This window comes from Streptomonospora salina (assembly GCF_014204715.1).
In the GTDB taxonomy this organism is placed as follows: domain Bacteria; phylum Actinomycetota; class Actinomycetes; order Streptosporangiales; family Streptosporangiaceae; genus Streptomonospora; species Streptomonospora salina.
Genome location: NZ_JACHLY010000001.1, coordinates 79661 through 101945 on the forward strand (window position 1 = coordinate 79661; position 22285 = coordinate 101945).

The 22285-nt window shown below is 74.1% G+C and carries 19 protein-coding genes and 1 pseudogene; 11 read left to right on the top strand and 9 right to left on the bottom strand.

Annotated elements, in window-relative coordinates; all coding sequences use genetic code 11:
- The first annotated feature begins 55 nt into the window (after positions 1 to 55).
- From HNR25_RS00390 to HNR25_RS00410, 5 genes are all read left to right on the top strand, one after another.
- The gene (locus HNR25_RS00390; protein WP_312862276.1) at positions 56 to 745 is read left to right on the top strand and encodes a class I SAM-dependent methyltransferase; all 690 of its coding nucleotides are present in this window, start codon (positions 56 to 58) and stop codon (positions 743 to 745) included.
- 124 nt (positions 746 to 869) lie between these two features.
- Positions 870 to 1448, top strand: a complete 579-nt coding sequence (locus HNR25_RS00395) for a TrmH family RNA methyltransferase (protein WP_184632393.1) — start codon at positions 870 to 872, stop codon at positions 1446 to 1448.
- A 283-nt stretch (positions 1449 to 1731) separates the two neighbouring features.
- Positions 1732 to 3084, top strand: a complete 1353-nt coding sequence (locus HNR25_RS00400; RefSeq protein ID WP_221457813.1) for a hemolysin family protein — start codon at positions 1732 to 1734, stop codon at positions 3082 to 3084.
- Positions 3081 to 4091, top strand: coding sequence for a hemolysin family protein (locus HNR25_RS00405; RefSeq protein ID WP_184632397.1), 1011 nt, complete (start codon positions 3081 to 3083; stop codon positions 4089 to 4091). The genes HNR25_RS00400 and HNR25_RS00405 overlap by 4 nt, the downstream gene beginning before the upstream one ends.
- A gap of 165 nt (positions 4092 to 4256) precedes the next feature.
- Positions 4257 to 5198, top strand: coding sequence for a DMT family transporter (locus HNR25_RS00410; protein ID WP_246463489.1), 942 nt, complete (start codon positions 4257 to 4259; stop codon positions 5196 to 5198).
- A gap of 247 nt (positions 5199 to 5445) precedes the next feature.
- Here HNR25_RS00410 and HNR25_RS00415 read toward each other — a convergent pair whose 3' ends face one another.
- From HNR25_RS00415 to HNR25_RS00435, 5 genes are all read right to left on the bottom strand, one after another.
- Positions 5446 to 5988, bottom strand: coding sequence for a hypothetical protein (locus HNR25_RS00415; RefSeq protein ID WP_184632399.1), 543 nt, complete (start codon positions 5986 to 5988; stop codon positions 5446 to 5448).
- A 108-nt stretch (positions 5989 to 6096) separates the two neighbouring features.
- Positions 6097 to 6519: an organic hydroperoxide resistance protein gene (locus tag HNR25_RS00420; RefSeq protein WP_184632401.1), complete on the bottom strand. Its 423-nt coding sequence runs from the start codon at positions 6517 to 6519 to the stop codon at positions 6097 to 6099.
- Positions 6520 to 6601: 82 nt separating this feature from the next.
- A complete protein-coding gene (locus tag HNR25_RS00425; protein ID WP_184632403.1) occupies positions 6602 to 7072 on the bottom strand; it encodes a MarR family winged helix-turn-helix transcriptional regulator in 471 nt (156 codons plus the stop codon).
- A gap of 78 nt (positions 7073 to 7150) precedes the next feature.
- On the bottom strand, positions 7151 to 7591 hold the full coding sequence (locus HNR25_RS00430) for a MarR family winged helix-turn-helix transcriptional regulator (RefSeq protein ID WP_184632405.1): 441 nt from the start codon (positions 7589 to 7591) through the stop codon (positions 7151 to 7153).
- A gap of 208 nt (positions 7592 to 7799) precedes the next feature.
- A complete protein-coding gene (locus HNR25_RS00435; protein WP_312862277.1) occupies positions 7800 to 10109 on the bottom strand; it encodes a lysylphosphatidylglycerol synthase domain-containing protein in 2310 nt (769 codons plus the stop codon).
- A gap of 626 nt (positions 10110 to 10735) precedes the next feature.
- On the opposite strand from HNR25_RS00435, the gene HNR25_RS00440 reads away from it, so the two are divergent.
- A complete protein-coding gene (locus tag HNR25_RS00440; RefSeq protein ID WP_246463490.1) occupies positions 10736 to 11635 on the top strand; it encodes a hypothetical protein in 900 nt (299 codons plus the stop codon).
- 111 nt (positions 11636 to 11746) lie between these two features.
- Here HNR25_RS00440 and amaB read toward each other — a convergent pair whose 3' ends face one another.
- Complete coding sequence (gene amaB, locus HNR25_RS00445) at positions 11747 to 13282, bottom strand: L-piperidine-6-carboxylate dehydrogenase (RefSeq protein WP_184632407.1); 1536 nt, start codon at positions 13280 to 13282, stop codon at positions 11747 to 11749.
- A 126-nt stretch (positions 13283 to 13408) separates the two neighbouring features.
- Here amaB and HNR25_RS00450 point away from each other — a divergent pair, with 126 nt between their 5' ends.
- Positions 13409 to 14911: a PA0049 C-terminal domain-containing protein gene (locus tag HNR25_RS00450; RefSeq protein ID WP_512700815.1), complete on the top strand. Its 1503-nt coding sequence runs from the start codon at positions 13409 to 13411 to the stop codon at positions 14909 to 14911.
- Between the two features lie 94 nt (positions 14912 to 15005).
- Here the strand turns inward: HNR25_RS00450 and HNR25_RS00455 are convergent, their stop codons facing one another.
- Both HNR25_RS00455 and HNR25_RS00460 read right to left on the bottom strand, forming a co-directional pair.
- Positions 15006 to 15425: a hypothetical protein gene (locus tag HNR25_RS00455; RefSeq protein WP_184632411.1), complete on the bottom strand. Its 420-nt coding sequence runs from the start codon at positions 15423 to 15425 to the stop codon at positions 15006 to 15008.
- Positions 15426 to 15841: 416 nt separating this feature from the next.
- Positions 15842 to 16264: a hypothetical protein gene (locus tag HNR25_RS00460; RefSeq protein WP_184632413.1), complete on the bottom strand. Its 423-nt coding sequence runs from the start codon at positions 16262 to 16264 to the stop codon at positions 15842 to 15844.
- Positions 16265 to 16763: 499 nt separating this feature from the next.
- Between HNR25_RS00460 and HNR25_RS26695 the strand changes: the two are divergent.
- Positions 16764 to 16829, top strand: a pseudogene (locus HNR25_RS26695) (helix-turn-helix domain-containing protein); the annotation flags it as partial.
- A 160-nt stretch (positions 16830 to 16989) separates the two neighbouring features.
- The gene (locus tag HNR25_RS26700) at positions 16990 to 17712 is read left to right on the top strand and encodes an RNA-guided endonuclease InsQ/TnpB family protein (protein ID WP_312862744.1); all 723 of its coding nucleotides are present in this window, start codon (positions 16990 to 16992) and stop codon (positions 17710 to 17712) included.
- A gap of 262 nt (positions 17713 to 17974) precedes the next feature.
- Here HNR25_RS26700 and HNR25_RS00470 read toward each other — a convergent pair whose 3' ends face one another.
- Positions 17975 to 18673 (bottom strand): GntR family transcriptional regulator, encoded by a 699-nt coding sequence (locus HNR25_RS00470; protein WP_184632415.1) that lies wholly within the window; start codon positions 18671 to 18673, stop codon positions 17975 to 17977.
- Between the two features lie 321 nt (positions 18674 to 18994).
- Here HNR25_RS00470 and HNR25_RS00475 point away from each other — a divergent pair, with 321 nt between their 5' ends.
- Together HNR25_RS00475 and HNR25_RS00480 are read left to right on the top strand one after the other, a co-directional pair.
- Positions 18995 to 19996 (top strand): 2-dehydropantoate 2-reductase, encoded by a 1002-nt coding sequence (locus HNR25_RS00475; RefSeq protein ID WP_184632417.1) that lies wholly within the window; start codon positions 18995 to 18997, stop codon positions 19994 to 19996.
- 161 nt (positions 19997 to 20157) lie between these two features.
- Positions 20158 to 22128, top strand: a complete 1971-nt coding sequence (locus HNR25_RS00480) for a molybdopterin oxidoreductase family protein (protein ID WP_184632419.1) — start codon at positions 20158 to 20160, stop codon at positions 22126 to 22128.
- Positions 22129 to 22285: the final 157 nt, after the last annotated feature.

A 22285-nucleotide genomic window follows, 5' to 3' on the forward strand; every position in this document is an offset into this window, starting at 1 on the left:
GCGGCGCGCCGGCGAGACGGGCCCCGACGGGGGCGCATGTGCGATGGGAGGCGCCGTGGAACGGCGCGGGCAGGACGGCGGCCCCGGCGGCGAGCACCGGGAGGGCCCCCGGCACTACTTCGACGCCGCCCCCGCCGCCGCCAGCCGCCCCGCTTCGGTCGACCTCGTGCTGCCCGATGTGCATCTGCGCCTGGGGACCGACCGCGGCGTATTCTCCGCCGACCGGGTCGACCTGGGCACCCGCGTGCTGCTGGAGTCGGTGCCGGCGCCGCCGGCCGGGGGCCGGCTCCTCGACCTCGGCTGCGGCTACGGCCCGGTGGCCTTGGCCATGGCCGCTCGCGCGCCCCGGGCGTCGGTGCTGGGGGTGGATGTCAATGCGCGGGCGGTGGATCTGGCACGGCGCAACGCCGCGGACAACCGCCTTTACAACGTAGATTTTCACATGGTCGACGCGAACGGCTCCCCTGCGGAGGACTCCGACCGGTCCCCCGACGCGCTCTCCCCGGAGGGCCCCTTCGACGCGGTCTGGTCCAACCCGCCCATCCGCATCGGCAAACCCGCACTGCACGCACTGCTGCGCACGTGGCTGGGCCGGCTCGCCCCCGGCGGCGCCGCCCACCTCGTCGTCCAGCGCAACCTGGGCGCCGACTCCCTGCACCGCTGGCTGGAGCAGGAGGCCGGCCTGGCCGCCGACCGCGCCGCCTCGCGGGCCGGCTACCGCGTCCTACGCGTCCAAGCCCCCTGACACGGCGCCGCGCGGACATCCGCAGGGCGCCCACCCCTGACCTTCGCGCGCCGATACCGCTATCGTGGATACGAAAGCCGCACGTCCAGGCCCCACCGACTCGCACACGAGGAACACACCGCAGGTGAGCACGCAGCTGCGCCCCACCGATGTCAAACGACTCAACCGCCACTGGCGCAGGCGCACCCAGGGCCGCATCGCCCTCATCGCAGAGTCCGTCACCCAGCCGTTCAACCTGGGATCCATCCTGCGCACCTGCGCGACCTTCGGGGTGGAGACCGTCTGGCTCGCCGGCAACTCCGCCGACCCCGACCATCCCCAGGTGGGCAAGACCGCGCTGGGCACCGAGCAGAAACTGCACCTGGAGAAGGCGGCCGACTCCGCACAGGCCGTCGCCGCCGCCCAGGCGGCCGGGTACCGCGTCACCGCCGTCGAACTCGCCCGCGACGCCGTTCCGCTGCACGAAGCACCGCTGGAAGGCGACGTGTGCCTGGCCGTAGGCGCGGAAGACCACGGCTGCACGCGCGCGCTGCTGTCGGCCGCCGACGCCGTGGCCTACATCCCCCAGATCGGCCGGGTCGGGTCGCTGAACGTGGCCGTGGCCGCCGCCGTCGCCGTCGCCGAGACCCGGCGCCGCGAATGGCAGGACCTGCCCGGATCCGCGGAAGACGCCGATCCCGCCGAGGCCGCCCGCGCGCACTAGCGCCGACGCCGCGGCGGCCTGATCACGAGCTGCATCGACGGCCCCGATCCGGGGTCGAGGCGGGGCATCGGGGGAATATTTCCCGCTCCGCATTCGTATCCACACACTGAAACCGACGCGAGAGAGGACACGTGGACCCGTCCCGAAGTACCGGCAGCGTCCCCGACGGACGCTGCTCCCCCGATTCCGGCGAGCCGCCTTCACCGGGTAGCGCCCGCACCGCAGACCGCTGCCGCGAGGCGGTGCGTGCGACGTGAGCGTGATCCTGAGCATCTGTGTCGGAATGCTGGTGATCCTGGTGCTGATCGCGGCGAACGGCTACTTCGTCGCCCAGGAGTTCGGCTTCATGGCGGTGGACCGCTCCCGCCTGAAATCCCGCGCCGGCCAGGGCGACGCCGGAGCGCGGCGCGCACTCGACGTCACCGGCCGTACCTCCTTCATGCTCTCCGGCGCCCAGCTGGGCATCACCGTCACCGGCCTGCTGGTGGGCTACGTCGCCGAACCGATGATGGGTCGTCAGGGCATCGGCGAACTGCTGGGATGGGCCGGTGTTCCCGACGGGACCGCCATCGCGATCGGAACGGTCTCCACCCTGCTGCTGTCCACCGTGGTGCAGATGGTCTTCGGAGAACTGTTCCCCAAGAACCTGGCCATCGCCCGCCCCGAGCCGGTGGCCCGGTGGCTGGCGCTGTCCACGACCGTCTATCTGCGCCTGTTCGGATGGCTGATCTGGCTGTTCGACCAGGCGGCCATCGTGCTGCTGCGCGCCGTGCGCATCCAGCCGGTCGAGGACGTGCAGCACGCCGCCACGCCCCGCGACCTGGAGTACATCGTCGAGGAGTCGCGCGAGAGCGGGGACCTGCCTGCCGAGCTGTCCACGCTGCTGGACCGCACGCTGGACTTCCACGACCGCACCGCGGAGCACGCCATGATCCCGCGTCCGCAGGTCTCCACCGTCGAGTCGGGTGATCCGGTCAGCCGGGTGGTCGACCTGATGGCGTCGGGCCACTCCCGGTTCCCGGTTCTGGGCGACGGCGTCGACGACATCGTCGGCGTGGTGTGCCTGCGCGACATACTGCACCTGGGCGACCGCGCGCTCGCCGAGGTGCGGGTCTGCGACGTCGCGCGCCTTCCGGTGCTGGTGCCCGGTTCGCTGCCGCTGCCGGCCGTGCTGGGCCGGTTGCGCGGCTCCGACGAGGAGTTCGCCTGCGTCGTCGACGAGTACGGCGGCCTGGCGGGCGTCATCACCACCGAGGACATCGCCGAGGAACTCGTGGGCGAGATCGCCGACGAGCACGACCCCGAGGACGCCGGCGAGGCGCGTGTGGGCGAGGACGGCAGCTGGCTGGTGCCGGGTGCGCTGCACGTGGACGAAGCCGAGCGGCTCATCGGCCACGACCTGCCCGAGGGCGACTTCGAGACCATCGGCGGGCTGGTGATCGCCGAGCTGCGGCGGCTGCCCGAGCCCGGCGACAGCGTCAGCGTCGACCTTCCCCGCCCGCCCGGTACCGCCGACGACGAGCCGCTGCGCACGGTGGATCTCGGCGTGCGCACCGTCGACCGGCACGTCCCCGAGACCGTGCGCCTGGAGCTGCGTGAGACACCGGTCGGCGAGCACAGCGAGGTGAGCGCATGAGCGAGATGAATCCGCTGCCGGCGATGGTGATCTCCGTGGGGATCATCGCACTGAGCGCGTTCTTCGTAGCGATCGAGTTCGCGCTGGTGGCCGCCCGCCGCTACCGCCTGGAGGAAGCGGCCGAGACCAGCGTGTCGGCCCGGGTGGCACTGAGGAGCGCGCGCGACCTCTCGCTTCTGCTGGCCGGGTCCCAACTGGGGATCACCCTGTGCACCCTGGCGCTGGGCGCCGTCACCAAGCCGGCCGTGGAGCACCTGCTGCACCCGCTGTTCAGCGGGTGGATGCCGACCGCCGCCTCCACAGCGGTGGCGTTCGTGCTGGCGCTGGTCGTGGTGACCTTCATCCACCTGGTCGTGGGCGAGATGGCGCCCAAGTCCTGGGCCATCTCCCACCCCGAGCGCTCGGCGACGCTGCTGGCGCTGCCGATGAGCGCGTTCATGTGGCTGACGCGGCCGGCCCTGCTGCTGCTCAACGGGCTGGCGAACTGGACGCTGCACCGGGTGGGCGTGCAGGCCGTCGACGAGGTCGCCTCCGGCCGCGGGCCCGAGGACCTGCGCGAACTCGTCGACCACTCGGCCAAGGCGGGTGCACTGGAGGAGGACCGCCGCGACCAGCTGGCCACCGCTCTGGAGATGAACTCGCGGCCGCTGCGCGAGATCACCACGCCCCGCCAGGAGCTGGCGGCCGTGGCGCCCGCGGCCGTGCTGGAGGACGTCAAGCGCGTCTCCCGGGAGTCGGGCCATCTTCGGCTGGTGGTGTGCGAGGGCGCCGAGCCGGTGGGGGTGCTGCACGTGCGCGACGCGCTGACCAGCCCGCCCCAGACCACCGCCGCCGACCTGATGCGGCCGGTGCTCACGTTGGAGGGCGACACGCCCATCTACGCGGCGCTGGGCGTCATGCGGGAGAGCCGCACGCACCTCGCGCTGGTGGAGGAGCAGGGCGACCTGGCCGGGCTGGTCACGCTGCAGGACATGCTGGACCGGCTGCTGCTCGACTCCGCGGCCTGAGCCCGCCGCGGACCCGACCGCCACGGCCGCCGCCCTCGGACGGGGCGGCGGCCGTGGTATGCGCACCCCGGCCCCCGGTATGCCGGTCCCGGGACCCGCCGGACGGGCCGCTACGGTGGATCCGGACGAATCGGGTGTCAACGGAAATGCGGGGATCACGGGGACATGGTGCAGGCTCGCGGAGCGGACCGGATGTGGGCGGTGGCCGTGGCCGCCGGGCTGTGGGGGACCTCGGCGCTGATGCGCGACCCGCTGGCGCAGGTGCTGCCGGCCTCGACCATCGTGTTCTACGAACACGCGGTCGTCGTGGTCCTGCTGCTTCCGTGGCTGCTTCCGGCGCTGCGCGCGCTGGCCGCCTCCGGGCCCGCGGTGATCGCGGCGGTCGCGGTGGTCGGCGGCGGGTCGTCGGCGCTGGCGACCACGCTGTTCACCCTGGCTTTCACCGTCGCCGACCCCATTACGCCCCAGGTGCTGCAGAAGCTGCAGCCGGTCTTCGCGATCGTGCTCGCGGTGGTGCTGCTGGGCGAACGGCTCGCGCCGCGCTTCGGGCTGTACGCCCTGCCGGCCCTGGCCGGAGCGTGGGTCCTGGCCTTCGCCGATCCGCTGAGCGTGAGCGTGAGCGACGCCCGCGGCGCGGCGCTGGCGGTGGGCGCGGCACTGCTGTGGGCCGCCGGTACCGTACTGGGCCGACTGGCGGGCGCGCGGTTGTCGTTCCTGCACGTCACGGTGCTGCGGTTCACGTTCGGTCTACCCGTCGCGCTGGCCATCACGCTGGTGTCGGGCGCCGGCCTGTCCGTGGGTGCCGCGCAGCTTCCCCGGCTGGTGCTGCTGGCGCTGATCCCGGGGCTGCTGGCGCTGACGCTGTACTACTGGGGGCTGCGCCGCACCGCGGCCAGCCGCGCCACGCTGGCCGAGCTGGCGTTCCCGCTGGTCTCGGCGGTCGTGGGCGCGGTGCTGCTCGGCGGGAGCCTGGAGTGGAGCCAGTGGGCGGGCGGCGCCGTGGTCCTGACCGCCGTCACCCTGATGGCGCTGAGCCGGACGGGGCCGCGGCCTTCGGGAGTGCGCGTTCCCGAGGACACTCCGGCCGCCCGCCCGCCGGTGCACTGACCCGCGGCGCGCAGGAGCGGGGGCCGCGGCGTCCTGCGGCCGCGTGCACGGGGGTTTTCGGGCACGCCGCGCCTCCGGCGCGGCGGCCGGGGCCGGGCGTGCGCGGCGCGGGAGCGGTCGTAGCGCGTCGGTGGGGCGGGCCGGGTCCGGGGCCGTGCGGCGCGCGCGCACGTCGTCCGGGCGGAGCCCGTCCGGGCCGTTCCGGGTGGGCGGAGTGGGCGGGCGGGTGCGCGGTGGGGGCGCCTCCTCAGGCCGAAGCCGGCGACGCCGACAGGGCGGCGGCGAAGCGGTCGCGCACGCGCGGGTCGCAGTGGGCGGCTTCGAGGACGCGCAGCTCGCGGTCGGGATCGGGGCCGGCCTCGTGGTCGGTTCCCTCGCCGGCCGCTACCGGCATCGACGAGGAGCCGTCCCACCCCGGCATCGAGGGGAAGGTGACGTCGAGCACGATGCGTTCACCGCCGGACTCCACGAGCAGGTAGCGGTGCACGTCCCACATCCCGTCCTCGGGCAGGGCGGCGGCGGCCTCGTCGCCGAAGCGCTCGCCCGCGTCCTCGGGGGTGCACCGGTGGACCCGGTGGACCGGGCGGGGCCGTGTCTGGGGCCAGCCGTGCTCCAGGGCCGCGGCGAGCAGCTCGTGCTTGGTGGCGCTGGTGCCCTGCCATTCGTCCAGAGTGGCCTGGGCGGTGCGGGAGGCGGGGACTCCGAAGGGGATGCGGTGGACGGCGGCGACCACCTGGACGAGGGACGCGTCGGCGGGCAGGCCGGCCCGCGTGATGAGTGGATCCAACATGACGGCCAGCGTAACGAAGGGCGGGCGGTGCCCGGGCGGACGCCGACCGGGCCGGCCCGCGCCCGCCCGGGATGCGGGCGGGCGCGGGCCGGAGCGGACTCGGCGCCCTCAGCCGTTCTTGGTGGTGAGGGTGACCTCGATGTTGCCGCGGGTGGCACGCGAGTAGGGGCACACCTGGTGGGCGGCCTCGACCAGCTTCTGCGCCTCCTCCTGGGTCTTGCCGGGGACGGTGACCTCCAGCGCGACCTCCAGGGTCATGCCGTCGTCGGCGCTGCCCAGGCTCACCTCGGACTCGATCGTGGAACCCTCGACGGAGTCGCCGGACTCGCGGGCGACCTTCTTCAGAGCACCGTGGAAGCAGGCCGCATAGCCGACTGCGAACAGCTGCTCGGGATTGGTGCCGGGGCCGTCGTCGCCGCCCAGGCCCTTGGGCACGGACAGGTCGACGTTCAGGCGGTCGTCGGGGGTGCGGCCGTAGCCCTTGCGGCCTTCGCCCGTGACCTCGGCTTCGGCGGTGTACATGACCTTCATCGCACGTTCTCCTTCTCGGATGGGCTCGGGCCCGCGACCCGGTGGCCGCGGGCCGCTGTCCCCGCCGCGCGCCGCCGCACCGTCACCGCCGGCGGCGGAGATCGTCGGCGGCGGCGGTGGCGGAGTCGGTGATCCGCTCCAGCTCCTGGCGCAGCTCCGCGGCACGGGCCGCGGAGACGCCGGTGGCGTCCAGCAGCGAAGCGGGGATGCCGGCGGCGTCCGCACGCAGTCGCGCGCCCGCGCTCGTGAGGGTGACGCGCACGACGCGCTCGTCGCCGCCCGTGCGGCTGCGCCGCAGGAGGCCGCCCGCTTCCAGGCGGCGCAGCAGGGGCGACAGGGTGCCCGAGTCGAGCCGCAGCCTGCTGCCCAGCTCCGTGACGGTGAGGTCGCCGTGCTCCCACAGCACCAGCATGACCAGGTACTGCGGGTAGGTCAGGCCGATCTCGCCGAGCAGTTCCCGGTAGAGGCCGGTCAGCGCGCGCGAGGCGGCGTAGACCGCGAAGCACAGCTGGCTCTGCAGCGCCTGCGGGTCGGACTCCGACGTGTCGCTCATGGTGCGGGCGGCCCCCTCTCCTCCGACACTCAATTTAGCACAATCGAATTGTGTGCAACCGGATAGGCGCCCGCCACGTCACCCGGGGTCCTGCGCGTCGCGCAGCTTGCGGGCGATGTCGCGCAGGCTGCGCAGTTCGTCGCGGCTGAGCACCGCGCCCACGCAGTCCTCGATGGCCGCCGCGTGGGAGCGTCCGGCCCGCCGCAGCACTCCGCGGCCGCGCTCGGTCAGCCCGACGACCGTGCCGCGCCGGTCGCCGGAGTCGCAGTCGCGGCTGACCAGGCCCTCGGCGGCCATGCGTGTGACCAGGCGGCTGATTCCGGGCTGGGTGAGCAGCAGGTGCCCGCCCAAATCGCGCATGCGCAGGCCCTCCGGACTGCGCGCGAGAGTGAACAGCACGTCGTACTCGCGCATGGAGACCTCGCTGCGGCGGAAGTCGTCCTGGAACCGGCGCATCAGTGCGATCTGAGCGCGGGCGAGCTCCTCCCACGCCTGCTCGGCGAGCTTGTCCCCGGCCATTCATCCGCCTTTCCGCACCGGCGCCCCTGCCCGCCCCGGGTCCCCGGCCGCGGGCGCCGCCCGCGGCCGGATCCGGGCCGACGGTGCCGCCGACCGCCCGCCGCGGGCCCGTCACCGCCCCATGATTCCATCGCCGGACGGCGCCGCGCGGCGCCGCAGCGCCCGCAGCACGCGGCGGATGCGGCGGCGCGCGCCGCCCGCGGCCGGTTCAGATGGCGTTCCAGCGCTGCAGCAGGTGGAAGGCGCCCCACCCCGGCAGCACCGGGAACCAGAACGTCAGCAGCCGGTACAGCAGCACCGCCGGGATCCCGACCGCCGCCGGCACCCCGGCCACGGTGGTCAGTCCGCCCAGCAGCGCGGCCTCGACCGCCCCCAGCCCGCCGGGGGTGGGTGCGGCCGAGCCGATGGCGTTGCCGGCCAGAAACACCACGGCCAGCGCGGCGATGTCGGCACTACCGCCGAACGCGGCCACGGAAAAGCCCAGGCACATCACGAACGCGGCGCTCAGCAGCAGGGTCCCGCCCACGCCCAGCAGCAGCCGGCGCGGGTGCTGCAGCAGGTCCAGCAACCGGGGCAGCGTGTTGTGGAAGTAGGGGCGCGCCCGCTCCAGCACCGCGCGGCGCAGGGCGGGCACCAGCAGCACCAGCGCTACCGCGACCGCCAGCCCGGCGGTGACCGCCAGGGCCGTCACCGAGGGCGAGAAGTCGGCGAGGTAGGCGGTGCCGGTCAGATAGGCGCAGATCAGCAGCAGGGGCACGTGCAGGATGAGCCCCACCGCCTGGGACAGCCCCACCGCCGAGATCGCCAGCCCGGCAGAGGCCCCCATACGGGAGACGTAGCGGGTGTTGATCGCCAGCGATCCCAGGCCCGCCGGGGCGGCGATACGCACGAACGAGCCGGCGTACTGGACGAGGACCGTCGTCCACAGGTTCAGCGGAATCGGCACGAACCCCATCAGCGCCATGGCCGCGGCGACCATGCACAGCGTCGAGGCGCCGAATGCGGCCGCCGCCCAGCCGAGGTCCGCCCCGGAGACGGTGGTCAGGTCGACGCCGGCGAGCTGGTAGGCCAGGATCAGCCCCACGGCGGTGGCGACCGCGACGCTGACGACGGTGCGCGGGCGCATCCGCTCCAGCCGGGCCGGGCGGGCCGGCGCCTCGGGCACCGCGCCGGTGATCCGGGCGCGGACGGCGCTCAGCGTCTCGCGGTCGGCGCGCAGCCGGGCGCGTACCGCGAACGGCATCCCGGCGGACTGCAGGAACGGCAGGGCGCCCGCGGCGGTTTCGCGGCCCAGTACGCGGAAGGCCGACTCCACCGCGCGCCCCTCCCCCACACGCAGCGCCAGCACGGTCATCAGCGCCGCCACGTCCAGCGACGCCTTGATCGGGGAGGCGGCCACGGTGCCGTTGGCCAGGCCGGCGAAGACGACCCGCCCGTTGAGGCGCCGACCGACGGTGGCGCCGTTGAGGTTGCCGTGGGCGATGCGGTTGCGGTGCAGCAGTGCCAGTTCGGCGAAGATCTCGTCGAGCGCCTCGTCGGTGAGCTCGTCGGTCGGCATCGCGTCGAGCGGCCGCAGCGGCAGGTGCTCGGTCACCAGCGCCACGGTGCCCAGCCCCAGCTCGCCGATACCCAGCACCCGCGGGCCGGCGGCGCCCGCTGCCCGGGCGGCGAAGTCCATCAGGGCGGCGTGCTCGACTCGGCGCTGGACGCCCAGCAGCACCGACGGCGCCGCCGGCCCGCGCAGCATCGCCGCCCCCAGCAGCCGCTTCCACACGCCGTTGGTGTCCTCGCTGCGGAACAGCACCACGTCCAGGCTCCGGCCGACGGTGTCGACGGCGTAGCGCTGGTTGCCTTCGGTGTCGCCGCCCAGCGGGGTCAGGCCCAGCGGCTCCCAGCCGAGGCGGCGCAACTCGCGTATCAGGCGGCCGGTGGCCGGAACCGGACGCGACAGGCCCACGGCATAGGCGGCCACCGACGCGCAGGTCCAGGCGGCCACCACCGTCAGCAGCAGCGACAGCGGGGTGGTGACCCCCGCCAGCAGCACCGAGCCCGCGGTCAGCGCGATCCCGCCCCACATGGCGGCCCGCACCCGGGGCATGCGGCCCAGCGGCAGTGCCCGCACGTAGGCCACGGCCGCGGCGATGTAGGCGTGCAGCGGGGACGTGAGCAGGCTCTGGGCCTGCGGCCCCAGGAGTTCCTCCGGCAGCTGGCCGGCGGCGGCGAGCGCGTGCGCGGCGGCGTTGACCGCACCGGCCAGGCCGTAGCCGAGGGCGGCCGCCGCCAGAGCGCGCACGATCTGGCGGAACTCCCGGCGCAGCAGCCGTTCCACGGCGGTGACCGCGATCAGCACGGTGACGGCCAGGTTGGCCACACCGGCGGCGAGGGCGAGCACCGACGGCGGCAGCAGCGTGCGCAGTTCGGCCGGGTAGGCGGGTTCCTGGCCGTCGGCGGTGAAACGCACGGCGATCAGCACGGCGGCGATGACCAGCCCCCCGGCCGAGGCCACGAGCAGATCCACGGGCCTGCGCACGGTGGGGCCCAGTGCCGGGAGGCGCTCGTCGGACCCCTGGTTCGGCCCGGATCCCGCCGACGTCACCTGATCGCCCGGAGGATGCCCCGGCCTTCAGGCCGGGGAGGGGTCCGGGACGGTTGCCCGCGCTTGTCCCGGTTCGACGTACACATGTCTCTCCTCTGCGTCATCTTCGTGGTGTGCGGACGGCGTACCGGTGCCGGGCCTACCGGGCCCCGCACGCGGCCCGGGCAGGGGCCGGTCCCCCGCTGTGCGCATGCGCGGAGCTCGCACAATAGGGGAGGGCGCTGATGTGCGACGGCACGGGTTCTCCCTTCCGCGCTCGGCGACGAAGCAGGAAACCGCTGCTGCAAAGCGATCCGTGCAAGCGGAACCGTCCCGGACGGGACGGTCGGCTCCCCTTCCTTCAGGAGGGGGAGGAAGCCGGGATTCCAGACTGCCCGAATCCGGGCGGTGCCTGCGCCAGCTCCGGTACGGCGGCGTGTCCGCCGAGCGCACGTCCGCGGAGGCGGCATCCCCGAGACCACCCTGCGTGACCGGAGTCACGCCGAGACGTAACCGCACCGGCACCGCCGGTCGACGGTGTGAAACATGCGGCGGGCACCCTCGCAGGCATGGGTGACGACATGCGGACCGACCCGAACACGAGACCGAAGGCGCGCCGCCTGCCCGCCCCCCGGGGATTCTTCGGCCAGGAACTGGTGGATGTGGGCGGGCTGCTGCTGGCGGCGGGGGCAGCGCACCTGCTGGTGCTGTCGCTGGGCCACAGCGACCTGGGCGGCCGGTTGCTGGCCGCGGCCGGAGCGGTGCTGCTGGCGGCCTCGACCCTGCACCGTTGGCGAGCGCACCGCACCGGAGCCCGCACGTACGGCCGCGGCCCGGCGGCGCCGCACGGACGCGCGTCCCCGGCGCCGGAGCCGGCCGCCGGGGGCCGGGAGCGGCTGTGGCGAGTGCGCGTGGCCGTCGACGACGTACCCGGCGGGCTCGCCGCGCTCACCGCGCAGATGGCGCGCCACGGCGTGGACATCCGGCTGCTGCAGGTCCACCCCGCGGGCGAGGAGGCCGTCGACGAACTGTACGTGAGCGCGCCGGCCGGGATCGGCGCCGACGCGCTCGGCGAGGCCGCGGCCCGCGCCGGCGGGCGCCGCCCGGCCGTCGAGCCCGCCGACGTCCACGACCTGACCGATACCGCTACGCGCGCCCTGTCGCTGCTGGCCGGTCTGGCCGCGGGGCGGACGCGTCTGGAGGAGGCGCTGGGGGCGGTGTCGGGGGCCGGGACCGTCGAGCACCGCCCCGCTCCCCCGCCGGGGCTGGAAGCCGAGGACGTCCGGGGCACGCGGATATCGCTGCCCGATCCCGGGGGCGGCGTGCTGGTACTGAACCGCGCGGTCGCGTTCACCCCCGTGGAGTTCGCCCGGTGCCGGGCGCTGGTCCAGGCCGCCGGCTGCCTGCGGGAACGCCTGCACCTGCCCGCCGACGCCGCCCGCGCCGGTGAGGCCGGACCCGAGGACTGACCTGCGCCCGGATCGCCGGCGCGCGGCCTGGGCCACCCGGAGACCCGGCCGGCGCGGCACCCGGACCTCCTGCCGCGTCGGCCGCCGGATCCGATCAGCCGGTGGGCCCGCTCAGAGGAAACTCACGCCTTGGGCCAGCGGCAGCTCGGTGGAGTAGTTGACGGTGTTGGTGGCGCGGCGCATGTAGGCGCGCCAGGAGTCGGAACCGGATTCGCGCCCCGCGCCGGTGGCCTTCTCGCCGCCGAAGGCGCCCCCGATCTCGGCTCCGGAGGTGCCGATGTTGACGTTGGCGATGCCGCAGTCGCACCCGGCCGCCGACAGGAACCGCTCGGCTTCGCGCTGGTCGCGGGTGAACACCGACCCCGACAGGCCCTGCGGTACCCCGTTGTGCAGTTCCAGCGCCTCGTCGAAGGTGCTGTAGGTGAGCACGTACAGCACCGGGGCGAAGGTCTCCTCGCGCACGATGGCGGTCTGGCCGGGCATGCGCACCACCGCCGGGTCGGCGTAGTAGGCCTCGGGCGCCTGGTCCTCCAGCCGGCGTGCACCGCCGGTGAGCACGCTTCCCCCGTCCGCGCGGGCCGCCTGCAGGGCGCGGTCCATCGCGCTGTGGGCGCCCGCGCCGATCAGCGGCCCCACGAGGGTGTCCTCGGCGAAGGGGTCGCCGACGCGGCCGCGCAGTTCGGTGTAGGCGTCGGCGACGCGCGCCGTGAACTCCTCGGCGATGTCCTCGTGCACGATGAGGCGCCGCTGGGTGGTGCAGCGCTGGCCCGCCGTTCCGGCGGCGCCGAAGACCACCCCCTGCAAAGCGAGGTCCGCATCGGCCGAGGGCGCGACGATCGCTGCGTTGTTGCCGCCCAGTTCCAGCAGGTAGCGGCCCAGCCGGGAGGCCACCCGGGGGGCGACCTCGCGGCCCATGCGCACCGATCCGGTGGCGCTCAGCAGCGCCACCCGCGGATCGTCGACGAGCCGTTCGCCGACCTCGCGCCCGCCCACCAGGACCTGGTGCACCCCTTCGGGGGCGCCCACGTCGGCGGCGGCGCGCATCAGCAGCCCGTGGCAGGCCAACGCGGTCAGCGGGGTCGCCTCGGAGGGCTTCCACACGACGGTGTCGCCGCACACCAGCGCCACGGCGGTGTTCCACGACCACACGGCCACGGGGAAGTTGAAGGCGGTGACGACGCCGACCACACCCAGGGGGTGCCAGGTCTCCATCAGGCGGTGGCCGGGCCGTTCGGAGGCCATCGTGCGGCCGTAGAGCTGGCGCGACAGGCCCACCGCGAAGTCGCAGATGTCGATCATCTCCTGGACTTCGCCGGCGGCCTCGGAGCCGATCTTGCCGGCCTCGATCGTGACGAGGTCGGCCACGTCGCGCTTGTGCTCGCGCAGGAGCTCGCCCAGCCGCCGCACGAGGCGGCCGCGCTCGGGAGCCGGAGTGTCGCGCCAGGTTCCGGCGAAGACCGACTCGGCCGTGGCGACGGCCCGGTCGGCCTCGGCCGGGCCGTCGGGCGCCAGTTCGAACAGCGTCCGGCCGGTGACGGGGGTGCGGGCGCGGTGCCCGGAACCCTCGGCCAGGGCGTCGGCGCCGCAGCGCCGCAGCGCGGTGCGGGCGCGTTCGCGCAGCTGCTCGGTTTCGGGTAGGGCGGCCATATCCTTCTCTCCCCGTTGAGAGGCGGGTTCGGGCACCGGGGGTTTTCCCCGCGCCGTCGCGGACTAACCGCGTGTCGGCGGCACGGCGCGGGGGGCGGTCGGACGGCGCGGCGCCTGTGGGAGGCTGTGCGCCGGACGCCGCGCCCGGCACCGGCTTCGGGCCGCCCGGAAGCGCCCGGGTGCCCGGGTGCCCGCTCGGCTGCGGCACCGGCGACCGCGCTCTACCTGGAAGGAGGCGCGGCGTGTCCCCGCACGGCCGGGGCGGCACGCCGCAACGCAGATGATGAGGGGCACCGCTGTACCGGGTCCCCCCGCCGGAACACGGGGGCTCGCGGCCAGGGGGGCGAACGCCCTCCGCCGCCCGGCGCCACGCTCCCGCGGCGGCACCGACCGACACGTCCGCCCGCTCCAGCGGACGGACGGCTACGCCTACTCCACCCGAAAGGAGAAGGGCGTCCGCTCCCCGGCCCGCTGGGCGGGGAGTGCGCGCCCGACGCTCAGATGACCGTCGAGGAGTCCCGCACAGCCTTCGCCGCGCCGCAGGCGATACTGCGCCACTCGGGGTTCGCCGCCGCGGCTCCGCTGTTCGCAGCCGACCTGGCCGCGGCCGCCGACGCCGACGAGGCCGAGGGGGTCGTCGCCGCACACGGGCGGCGGCTGTGGACCGAGGCGGTGCGCCAGAGCGACGGCGTCGCCGACGACCGCTTCCTGTACTGGGCGCGGTTGACGCTCAGCGGCCGGCTGCACGAGTGGCGCCCCTCCTTCCCCGTGGACGAGCAGCGCCGCGCAGCGCTGGCCGACCGGCTGGAGCGGGCTTCGCGCGGCCACGACGACCTGGTGTTCCCGCCCGACGACAAGCTGCTGCGGGTGGTCGTCGCCGGGTTCGACCCCTTCGGACTGGACGAGGACGTCCGGCGCTCCGACCCGTCCGGGGCGGCCGCACTCAGCCTGCACGGGTCGCGCCTGGAGGTGGACGGCCGCTCGGCGGTACTGCGTACCGCGGTCTTCCCCGCCCGCTGGCGGGATCTGACCGCGGGCATGGTCGAGCGGGCGCTGGGGCCGCACTACTCCCCCGGGCCGGGTGCGGTGGCCGCCGACGCGGTGATCACGGTCAGCCAGGGCCGACCGGGCCGCTTCGACCTGCCGGTCTACACCGCCGGGATGCGGGGCGCGGCGCCGGACAACGAGGGGGTGAGCGCGCCGGGACCCGTGCCGCCGCCGCGTGCGGCGCCCACCCTCGATCCGCTACCGGAGTGGACGTCTTCCTCGCTGCCGCGCGAGGCCGTGGTGCGGCGCGCGGACGGGCGCTTTCCGGTGCACGACAACACCGAGGTCACCGAGGTGCCGGCGGCCGGAGGCGACCCAGTGACGCATCCGGGCGGTCCCACTCCCGGCGCGCGCCTGCGCGCGGGAGGTGCGGGCGACTACGTGTCCAACGAGGTCGCCTACCGCAATACGGTGCTGCGCGAGGCGACCGGGCGCGGTATCCGGTCCGGCCACGTCCGCACCCCGGTGCTGGAGCTCGACGCGTCCGACCCCGATGCGCTGACCTCGCCGGGCTTCGAACGCGACCGCGCCGACATCGTCGCGCAGCTGCGCGCGATCGTACAGGCGGCGCTGGAAGGCTAGCTGCGCCGTCCCGGCGCGCCGACGCACAGGAGCGCCCCGGTCCGGGCGGTACCGGACCGGGGCGCTGATCCGCGGCTGCCGACGGGGCGCGGTCCTAGTAGGACGGTTCCGACGACATTTCCGCGAAGATCGCGGCGCCGTACAGGATCCACACGATGAGCCCGATGATCAGCACCAGGGCGAAGAGGATCCAGGAGATCAGCGTGCAGATGCGCGCGGCCTTGGGGTTGCTTTCGACCATGACCACGCCGATGATCGCCAGGACCAGACCGATCGTGGTTCCGCCGCAGGTCAGGCACATACCGATGACGTTGGCGACAAGCGCACCGATGGCCGCGCCCTTGTTGGCGGGCGGCTCGGTTCCGGGACCGCCTCCCGGACCCCCGGGCGGGGGCGGCGGAGGGCCGTAGGCGCCACCGCCGCCGGGCGGGCCGGAAGGGGGCGGCGGGGGCGGCGGTCCGTAGCCTCCGCTGTTGCCGTAGGGCGGCTGACCCCCTGACGGTCCGTAACTCATGTGTTTCCTCCCCGGAATGCCCGGGCGGCGCGCTGGCCGGCGCCGCTGGGAATGTCTCGATGATGTGGGTACTGACGTGCACGGTTCGATGCGCACACGACCGCCGCGGTTCCGTCGGTTCGCTGGTCCTGCCCGATGCGGGCACGGAGGCGGCCGTCGTCGAAGACGCGCCGAATGCGGGATCAGGGCGTTCGAGTCCGCGGGGTCCGCCAGGGCAGCATACGGTGTTCCGCCCCCGGCCCAGTCGGGCAGGTCCCTGCGTACAGCGGGGTCGCCGCCGCACCCGGTGGTGCGCGTGGTGCCGGGACCGCCGCTGCGGAGCGCAGACGCCGGCGGCACCGCCCCTGCGCGGCATCCCCCCGGCGAGACCGATCGTGATGAAACCGAAACCGCACTGCCGTCCGCGGCGGCGCTGCTCAGCCCTCGTCCTCCAGGATCCCGTCGACGATGTCGCCCAGCACCCGCTCCCGGTCGTCGCCGGTGAGGTTGCCCAGTTCGGCCAGCGCGCCGGCGGTACCCACCCGGTCGCCGGCGCGCCCCTCGACCACGCACAGCCGCACCACCTCGCGGGTGGGGATGTGCAGGAACCGCAGCTCGTCGGGCGGGGCGAGGTCGTAGAGGTTGATCGGGTAGCGGGAGTGGCGGTTGCGCCACTGCTCGGCACGCTTGAGAACGAAGCCGTGCAGCAGCGACTCCAGGATCTCGGGTGCGGACAGGGCGTCGGCGTCGCCCTGGGCCCGGCACTCGGCGCAGTTGGCCAGCTCGGCCTTGAGCAGGCGGCGGGCACCGGGGTGGACGACGTGCTCGGCGTTGAGCTTGCTGGGGTGTCGGTGCGCCATTGGTATTCAGGGGTGCGGTACCCGCATGGGCCCGTTTCCCCGTCCCCCTTTCACTCCGTGCGTGCGGTTCACCCGCATACGGCTTGCCGATGATCTTCTTCGATCTTCTCGACCGGGGTACGCAGCGCCCGGACGACGGACGGTGCCGCCGAGCCTGAACAGTCCATGCCGGTCGAACCGCTCCTGGGCCCGGCGCGGGCCCGACCGGCCCGGAGATTGCGGCCGCGGTCGCTGCGCATGAGCCGCTGGAGCCTGCAGAACCCGTCAGCGGCGGGACGGGACGTCCCCCGCAGGCCCGGCACAGCTTCCAGGACACGGCACGGGCCCAGCTTAGGGCGTGTTTCCCGACGGGGGCGGTGTACTGGAAGGCAGCCCCGGCGAGGCGCCCTCCGGGACGCGGGCGGGCGACGCTCGGCGACAGGCGGCGTAGGCGGGCCGGGTCCTGTGCGCGTCGTGGGGGAGCTGCTCGCCCGTGAACCCCGGTAGTACGTGTGTTCGCATGCAGCTCCGGTACTCCTTCCGCCTGCACCCCAACGGCCCCCAGCGCCAAGCGCTGGCGCGAGCGTTCGGGTGCGCCCGCGTGGTCGACAACGACGCGCTGCGCGCACGGGAGACCGCCCGCACCGACGGCGGAGCGCTCCCCACGACGGGAGAACTGTCCCGGACAGCTGATCACCGAACCGGAGAAGACCGACGAGCGCGCGTGGTCGGGCGAGGTGTCGGCCGTGGTCCTGCAACAGGCGCTGCGGGACCTGGACACCGCCTACCGGAACTTTTTCGACGCGCTGAAGGGAAAACGGCCGCGCACGGGCGCACCCCGGTTCGAATCCAAAAGGGACACCCGTCAGGCCGTGCGGTTCACCGCCAACGCCCGCCGGAGGATCACGACCGGCGGCGACCTGTCGCTACCCAAGATCGGGAACGTGCGCGTGACGTGGTCCCGCGCGCTACCGTCGGTGCCGTCGTCGGTGACCGTGGCCAAAGACAGCGCGGAACGGTACTTCGCGTCTTTCGTCGTCGAGACCGGCCGGGACGAGACGCTGCCCGAGACCACCGGCGAGGTCGGCGTCGACCTCGGGTTTGTGTTCAGGCTGATGGAGGGGGTGAGCGTGCCGCGGCCGGGACTGGTCGGACCGTGGTCGCACAAGTACCCGCACCTGGGTGTGCCCGGACCCGCCATCGGGTTCCTGCAGCAGTGCGTGCGCTGGTGGGACCGCCGGCTCAAGGGCGTGGACAACGACATCATGAGCGAGTCGACGGTGCGGACCTGGATGCGGGCGAGCATGCCGCCCCCACCGCCTACGAGGAGCGGCCCGGCCGCTGGGTGGGCGAGCCCCGCTGGTCCTCCCCGCGCGTCGGCCGCCGTACCCACCCGCTGGCCAAGGACCGCATCGCCGAGCCCGGCGAGGCGGTCGGCTCCGGGAGCGCATCGGTGGAGTCGCCGCTGACCGTGGGGCAGTACGCGGGCAAGCGGTGCTGCCCCGGCGGGAACGCCTGAGCCGAGGGCACGCCCCCGCTGGAGACGACCCGCCTGGCTCCGGGCGGTCGGCAGTGGAAGGTCGAGCGCGACCTGGTCGACTACGAGCCGTCGCTGCGGGTGGCCGCGCGCACCTGGAACACGGTCGTCCCGCGCGACCACGTCTGAGGGCGCCGCAGTGTGGGCCGCGCCCGCTCGGTCGCCGGGGCCCGTGCGCCGCCCGCGGCGCGGGTTCACTCCGCCCCGGAGGACGGGGAACTCGCGCAGGAGCCCAGGTAGGTGACCCGGGTGCGTTCGGTGTGGTCGCTCATCAACCGGGCGGCCTCCTCTGGGCTGCCCGCCTGGACGGCGTCGATGATCCCGGCGTGCTCGTCCCAGGAGGCCATGCCGCGCGAGCGCGCGATGGGAGCGTAGTACCAGCGCACCCGCCGGTCGACCTGTGCGGCCAGCTCGGCCAGGACGCGGTTTCCCGAGGCTTCGATGACGCCGCGGTGGAAGTCGGCGTTGGCGGTGACCACCGAGTCGACGTCGGCGTCGGCGACCGCGTCGACGCCGGCGCGCCACAGGTCGCGCAGGTGCTCGACCCGGTCGGGTCCGGCGGACCGGGCCGCCAGGCGCGCGGCCTCGGTTTCGAGGACGGCGCGCACCGCCAGCAGCTGGTCGGCCTCGCTCTCGGTGGGGGTATGCACGAAGGCGCCGTAGCCGGGACGCAAGTCCACCCAGGCTTCGTTGCTCAGCCGCTGGAGGGCTTCGCGCACCGGCTGGCGCGAGACTCCGAGCTGCTCGGCGAGCTCGCTCTCGACCAGGTGCCGGCCGGGCGGGAGCTCCCGGGTGATGATGAGGTTGAGGAGGGTCTCGTAGACCGACTCGCGGAGCGGGACGGGACGCTGCACCCGCCCGCCCAGCGCGGCCTTCAACGGCTGTGTGGTCATGCCGCTCCTGCCCGTCGCACGGTGCTCGATCGAATGATGTAGACAGTCTACGAAATCCCGGCCGTGCCCGCAGTCCGAGCGGCGATCGCGGACCCGCGGGCGTCCCGCCGGCCCGCGATCGCACGGGGCGCTCCCGGCGGCGCGCCGACCGCCGCAGCCGCGCCCGCCCCCTGCGAACGAGGGTTCGGCGACGGAGAAGAACCGATGAAGTTACTTCTCGCCTGCATTCACCCGTTCCTTTTCCGCTGCCGACCCCTCGCCCGTGCACCATCGTCAGCATACTGTATACAGAATCGTTCGGGCGAGAGAACGGAGCACAGTATGAGAATCGCCATCCTCGGCGCCGGCGCGATCGGCGCCTACGCGGGCGCCGCCCTGCACCGCGGCGGTGCCGACGTCCACCTGATCGCCCGGGGGCCCCACCTTGAGGCGCTGCGGGCCGAGGGCGTCCGCGTCCTCAGCGACCGGGGCGACTTCACCGCCCGGCCCGACGCCACCGACGACCCCCGCGAGATCGGGCCGGTCGACGTCGTCTTCCTCGGGCTCAAAGCCCAGCACTACGCGGCCTGCGGGCCGATGCTGCGCCCGCTCATGGGCCCGGGCACCGCCGTGGTCGCCGCGCAGAACGGCATCCCCTGGTGGTATTTCCACGGCACCTCGGGGCCCCTGGCCGAGCACCGGGTGCACACCGTCGACCCGGGCGGCTCGGTGAGCCGGGCGATCCCCGTCGAGCGCGCCGTCGGCTGCGTCGTCTACGCCGCGACCGAGATCGAGGCGCCCGGCGTGGTGCGCCACCTGGAGGGCACCCGCTTCTCCATCGGCGAGCCCGACGGCAGCGCCTCCCGGCGCTGCACCGGCTTCAGCGAGGCGATGAAGGCCGGGGGCCTGAAGTGCCCGGTCGAACCGGAACTGCGCGAGGACATCTGGGTCAAGCTGATGGGCAACATCACCTTCAACCCCCTCAGTGCGCTGACCCGCTCCACCATGGCCCAGATCTGCGGCGGGCGCTCCACCCGCGAGCTGGCGCGGGCGATGATGAACGAGACGCTCGGGGTGGCCTCGCGCCTGGGCATCGATCCCGCGATCTCCGTCGAGCGCCGCCTGGCCGGCGCCGAGCGCGCCGGCGACCACCGCACCTCCACCCTGCACGACGTCGAGCGCGGCCGGCCCATGGAACTCGACGTCATCCTCACCGCCGTCGTCGAACTCGCCGACCTGGTCGGCGCCGAGGTTCCCGCCCTGCGCACCGTCGACGCGGTGTCCCGACTGCTCAACGACCGGCTGGTCGACGGAAGCGTGGCCGACCGCATGGCCGCCGCCTGAGGCCCTGCCCTGCCCCGTGTCCGGCGAGGGGACGCCCCCTGCCGCCGCCCCCTCGCCTGCGATCCCTTGCCCGCCCTCGGAGTGCCGCATACTGTAGACAATATTGCTGTGATGTAATTGACACACCGCAGCGGCGACGAGATCCAAGCGAGGCCTTGAAGATGCGATCGGACGACCACCAGCCCAGCAGCTACGAACGCCTCACCCGCCCGCTCGTCCGTGAGGACGGCCGGCTGCGTCCCGCCTCGTGGGACGAGGCGCTGGACCGCGCGGCCGAGGGCTTCCGCGCCGGCGTCCAGCGCCACGGCCCCGACACGTTCGGCATGCTCTCCTGCGCACGCGCCACCAACGAGATGAACTTCGTGGCCCAGAAGTTCAGCCGCGTCGTCATGGGCACCAACAACGTCGACTCCTGCAACCGCACGTGCCACGCACCGAGCGTGGCCGGACTGGCCGCAGCCTTCGGTTCCGGAGGGGGCACCTCCTCCTACGCCGACGTCGAGGACACCGACCTGATCATCGTGTGGGGCGGCAATCCGCGCTTCGCGCACCCGATCTTCTTCCAGCACGTCCTCAAGGGCGTGCACAAGGGCGCCCGACTGGTCGTGGTCGACCCCCGCCGGACCTCCTCGGCCCAGTGGGCCGACCGCTGGCTGGGCCTCAACGTCGGCACCGACATCCCGCTGGCCCACGCGATCGGACGCGAGATCATCCACGCCGGGCTGACCAACGACGCCTTCATCCAGCGCGCCACCACCGGCTTCGAGGAGTACCGCGAGCTGGTCGAGCCCTGGACCCCGGCTGCGGCCGAGGCCGAGACGGGCGTGCCGGCCGAGGCCGTGCGCGAACTGGCCCACGCCTACGCCACCGCCGAGCGGGCGCAGCTGTCGTGGACGCTGGGCATCACCGAGCACCACAACGCCACCGACAACGTCAAGGCGCTGATCAACCTCGCCTTGCTGACCGGGCACGTGGGCCGCCACGGATCCGGTCTGCAGCCGCTGCGCGGGCAGAACAACGTGCAGGGCGGCGGCGACATGGGCGCCATCCCCGACCGGCTGGCCGGCTTCCAGGACATCCTCGATCCCGAGGTCCGCTCGCGCTTCGAGTCGGTCTGGAACACCACCATCCAGCCGCACAAGGGCAAGACGCTGACCCAGATGTTCGAGGCGATGGACGAGGACGAGCTCAAGACGCTCTACGTCATCGGCGAGAACCCGGTGCAGTCTGAGCCCGAGACCTTCACCACCACCCGCCGGCTGCAGCGGCTGGACCACCTGGTGGTGCAGGACATCTTCCTGACCAGAACCGCCGAACTGGCCGACGTGGTGCTGCCGGCCAGCGCCTCCTGGTGCGAATCCGACGGCACCTTCACCAACAGCGAGCGCCGCGTGCAGCTGGTGCGCAAGGCGCTGGACCCGCCGCCGGGGGCGCGCGACGACATCGAGATCATGTGCGACCTGGCCCAGCGCCTGGGCCACGCCTGGCAGCGCCCTGAAGCCGAGGAGATCTGGGACGAGCTGCGCAGCCTCTCCCCGATCCACCGCGGCATGAGCTACCGGCGGCTGGAAGAGTTGCAGGGCATCCAGTGGCCCTGCTTCTCCGAGGACAGTCTGGAACCCGGCTACCTGCACCACCGGCTGTGGTCGACCGATCCCCGGCAGCGCGGCGCGCCCGCGCCCTTCGGCATCGTGGGCCACTCCCCGCCGGTCGACCTGCTCGACGAGGACTATCCCTTCCGCCTGACCACGGGCCGCCGGCTGGACGACTACAACACCGGCGTGCAGACCAGCGGCTTCTCCTCGCCCATGCGGCGCGGGGAGGCGCTGGACCTCTCGCCCGAGGACGCCCGGCGGCTGGACATCGCCGACGGCGAGACCGTACGGGTCGCCTCGCGCCGCGGATCGGTGCTGGTTCCCGCCGCGGTCTCCGCGCAGATGCGCGCGGGGCTGGTCTTCATGACCTTCCACTTCCCCGATCAGGTCGACACCCAGCTGCTGACCATCGACGCCACCGACCCCGACGCCGGCACCGCCGAGTACAAGGCGGCGGCCGTGCGCATCGAGAAGACCGCCGAGGACACCGCACCCGCAGGGGCGGCCGGCCATGCGCCGGTTCCGGCATCGCCCTAGCGGCGGCGACCGCCGCGGCCCGCCGGCCCGGACCGCGGGGTCCGGGCCGCGGCCCCGGGTGCGCTGTTCGCCACCACGCACCCGGGGCGCGGGCCGCGGCTACGCGTCGGGGGCCGCACCGGCCGAGCGGATCCGGTGCGGCCCCGAAGTGCGGTAC

Excerpts from the sequence above, each read along its gene's own strand:
- HNR25_RS00440 (WP_246463490.1), top strand. The coding sequence starts at position 10,736 with ATGGGTGACGACATGCGGACCGACCCGAACACGAGACCGAAGGCGCGC.
- HNR25_RS00400 (WP_221457813.1), top strand. The coding sequence starts at position 1,732 with ATGCTGGTGATCCTGGTGCTGATCGCGGCGAACGGCTACTTCGTCGCC.
- HNR25_RS00460 (WP_184632413.1), bottom strand. The coding sequence starts at position 16,264 with ATGGCGCACCGACACCCCAGCAAGCTCAACGCCGAGCACGTCGTCCAC.
- HNR25_RS00410 (WP_246463489.1), top strand. The coding sequence starts at position 4,257 with ATGGTGCAGGCTCGCGGAGCGGACCGGATGTGGGCGGTGGCCGTGGCC.
- HNR25_RS00470 (WP_184632415.1), bottom strand. The coding sequence starts at position 18,673 with ATGACCACACAGCCGTTGAAGGCCGCGCTGGGCGGGCGGGTGCAGCGT.
- HNR25_RS00415 (WP_184632399.1), bottom strand. The coding sequence starts at position 5,988 with ATGTTGGATCCACTCATCACGCGGGCCGGCCTGCCCGCCGACGCGTCC.
- HNR25_RS00425 (WP_184632403.1), bottom strand. The coding sequence starts at position 7,072 with ATGAGCGACACGTCGGAGTCCGACCCGCAGGCGCTGCAGAGCCAGCTG.
- amaB (WP_184632407.1), bottom strand. The coding sequence starts at position 13,282 with ATGGCCGCCCTACCCGAAACCGAGCAGCTGCGCGAACGCGCCCGCACC.
- HNR25_RS00455 (WP_184632411.1), bottom strand. The coding sequence starts at position 15,425 with ATGAGTTACGGACCGTCAGGGGGTCAGCCGCCCTACGGCAACAGCGGA.
- HNR25_RS00420 (WP_184632401.1), bottom strand. The coding sequence starts at position 6,519 with ATGAAGGTCATGTACACCGCCGAAGCCGAGGTCACGGGCGAAGGCCGC.
- HNR25_RS00475 (WP_184632417.1), top strand. The coding sequence starts at position 18,995 with ATGAGAATCGCCATCCTCGGCGCCGGCGCGATCGGCGCCTACGCGGGC.
- HNR25_RS00405 (WP_184632397.1), top strand. The coding sequence starts at position 3,081 with ATGAGCGAGATGAATCCGCTGCCGGCGATGGTGATCTCCGTGGGGATC.
- HNR25_RS00430 (WP_184632405.1), bottom strand. The coding sequence starts at position 7,591 with ATGGCCGGGGACAAGCTCGCCGAGCAGGCGTGGGAGGAGCTCGCCCGC.
- HNR25_RS00480 (WP_184632419.1), top strand. The coding sequence starts at position 20,158 with ATGCGATCGGACGACCACCAGCCCAGCAGCTACGAACGCCTCACCCGC.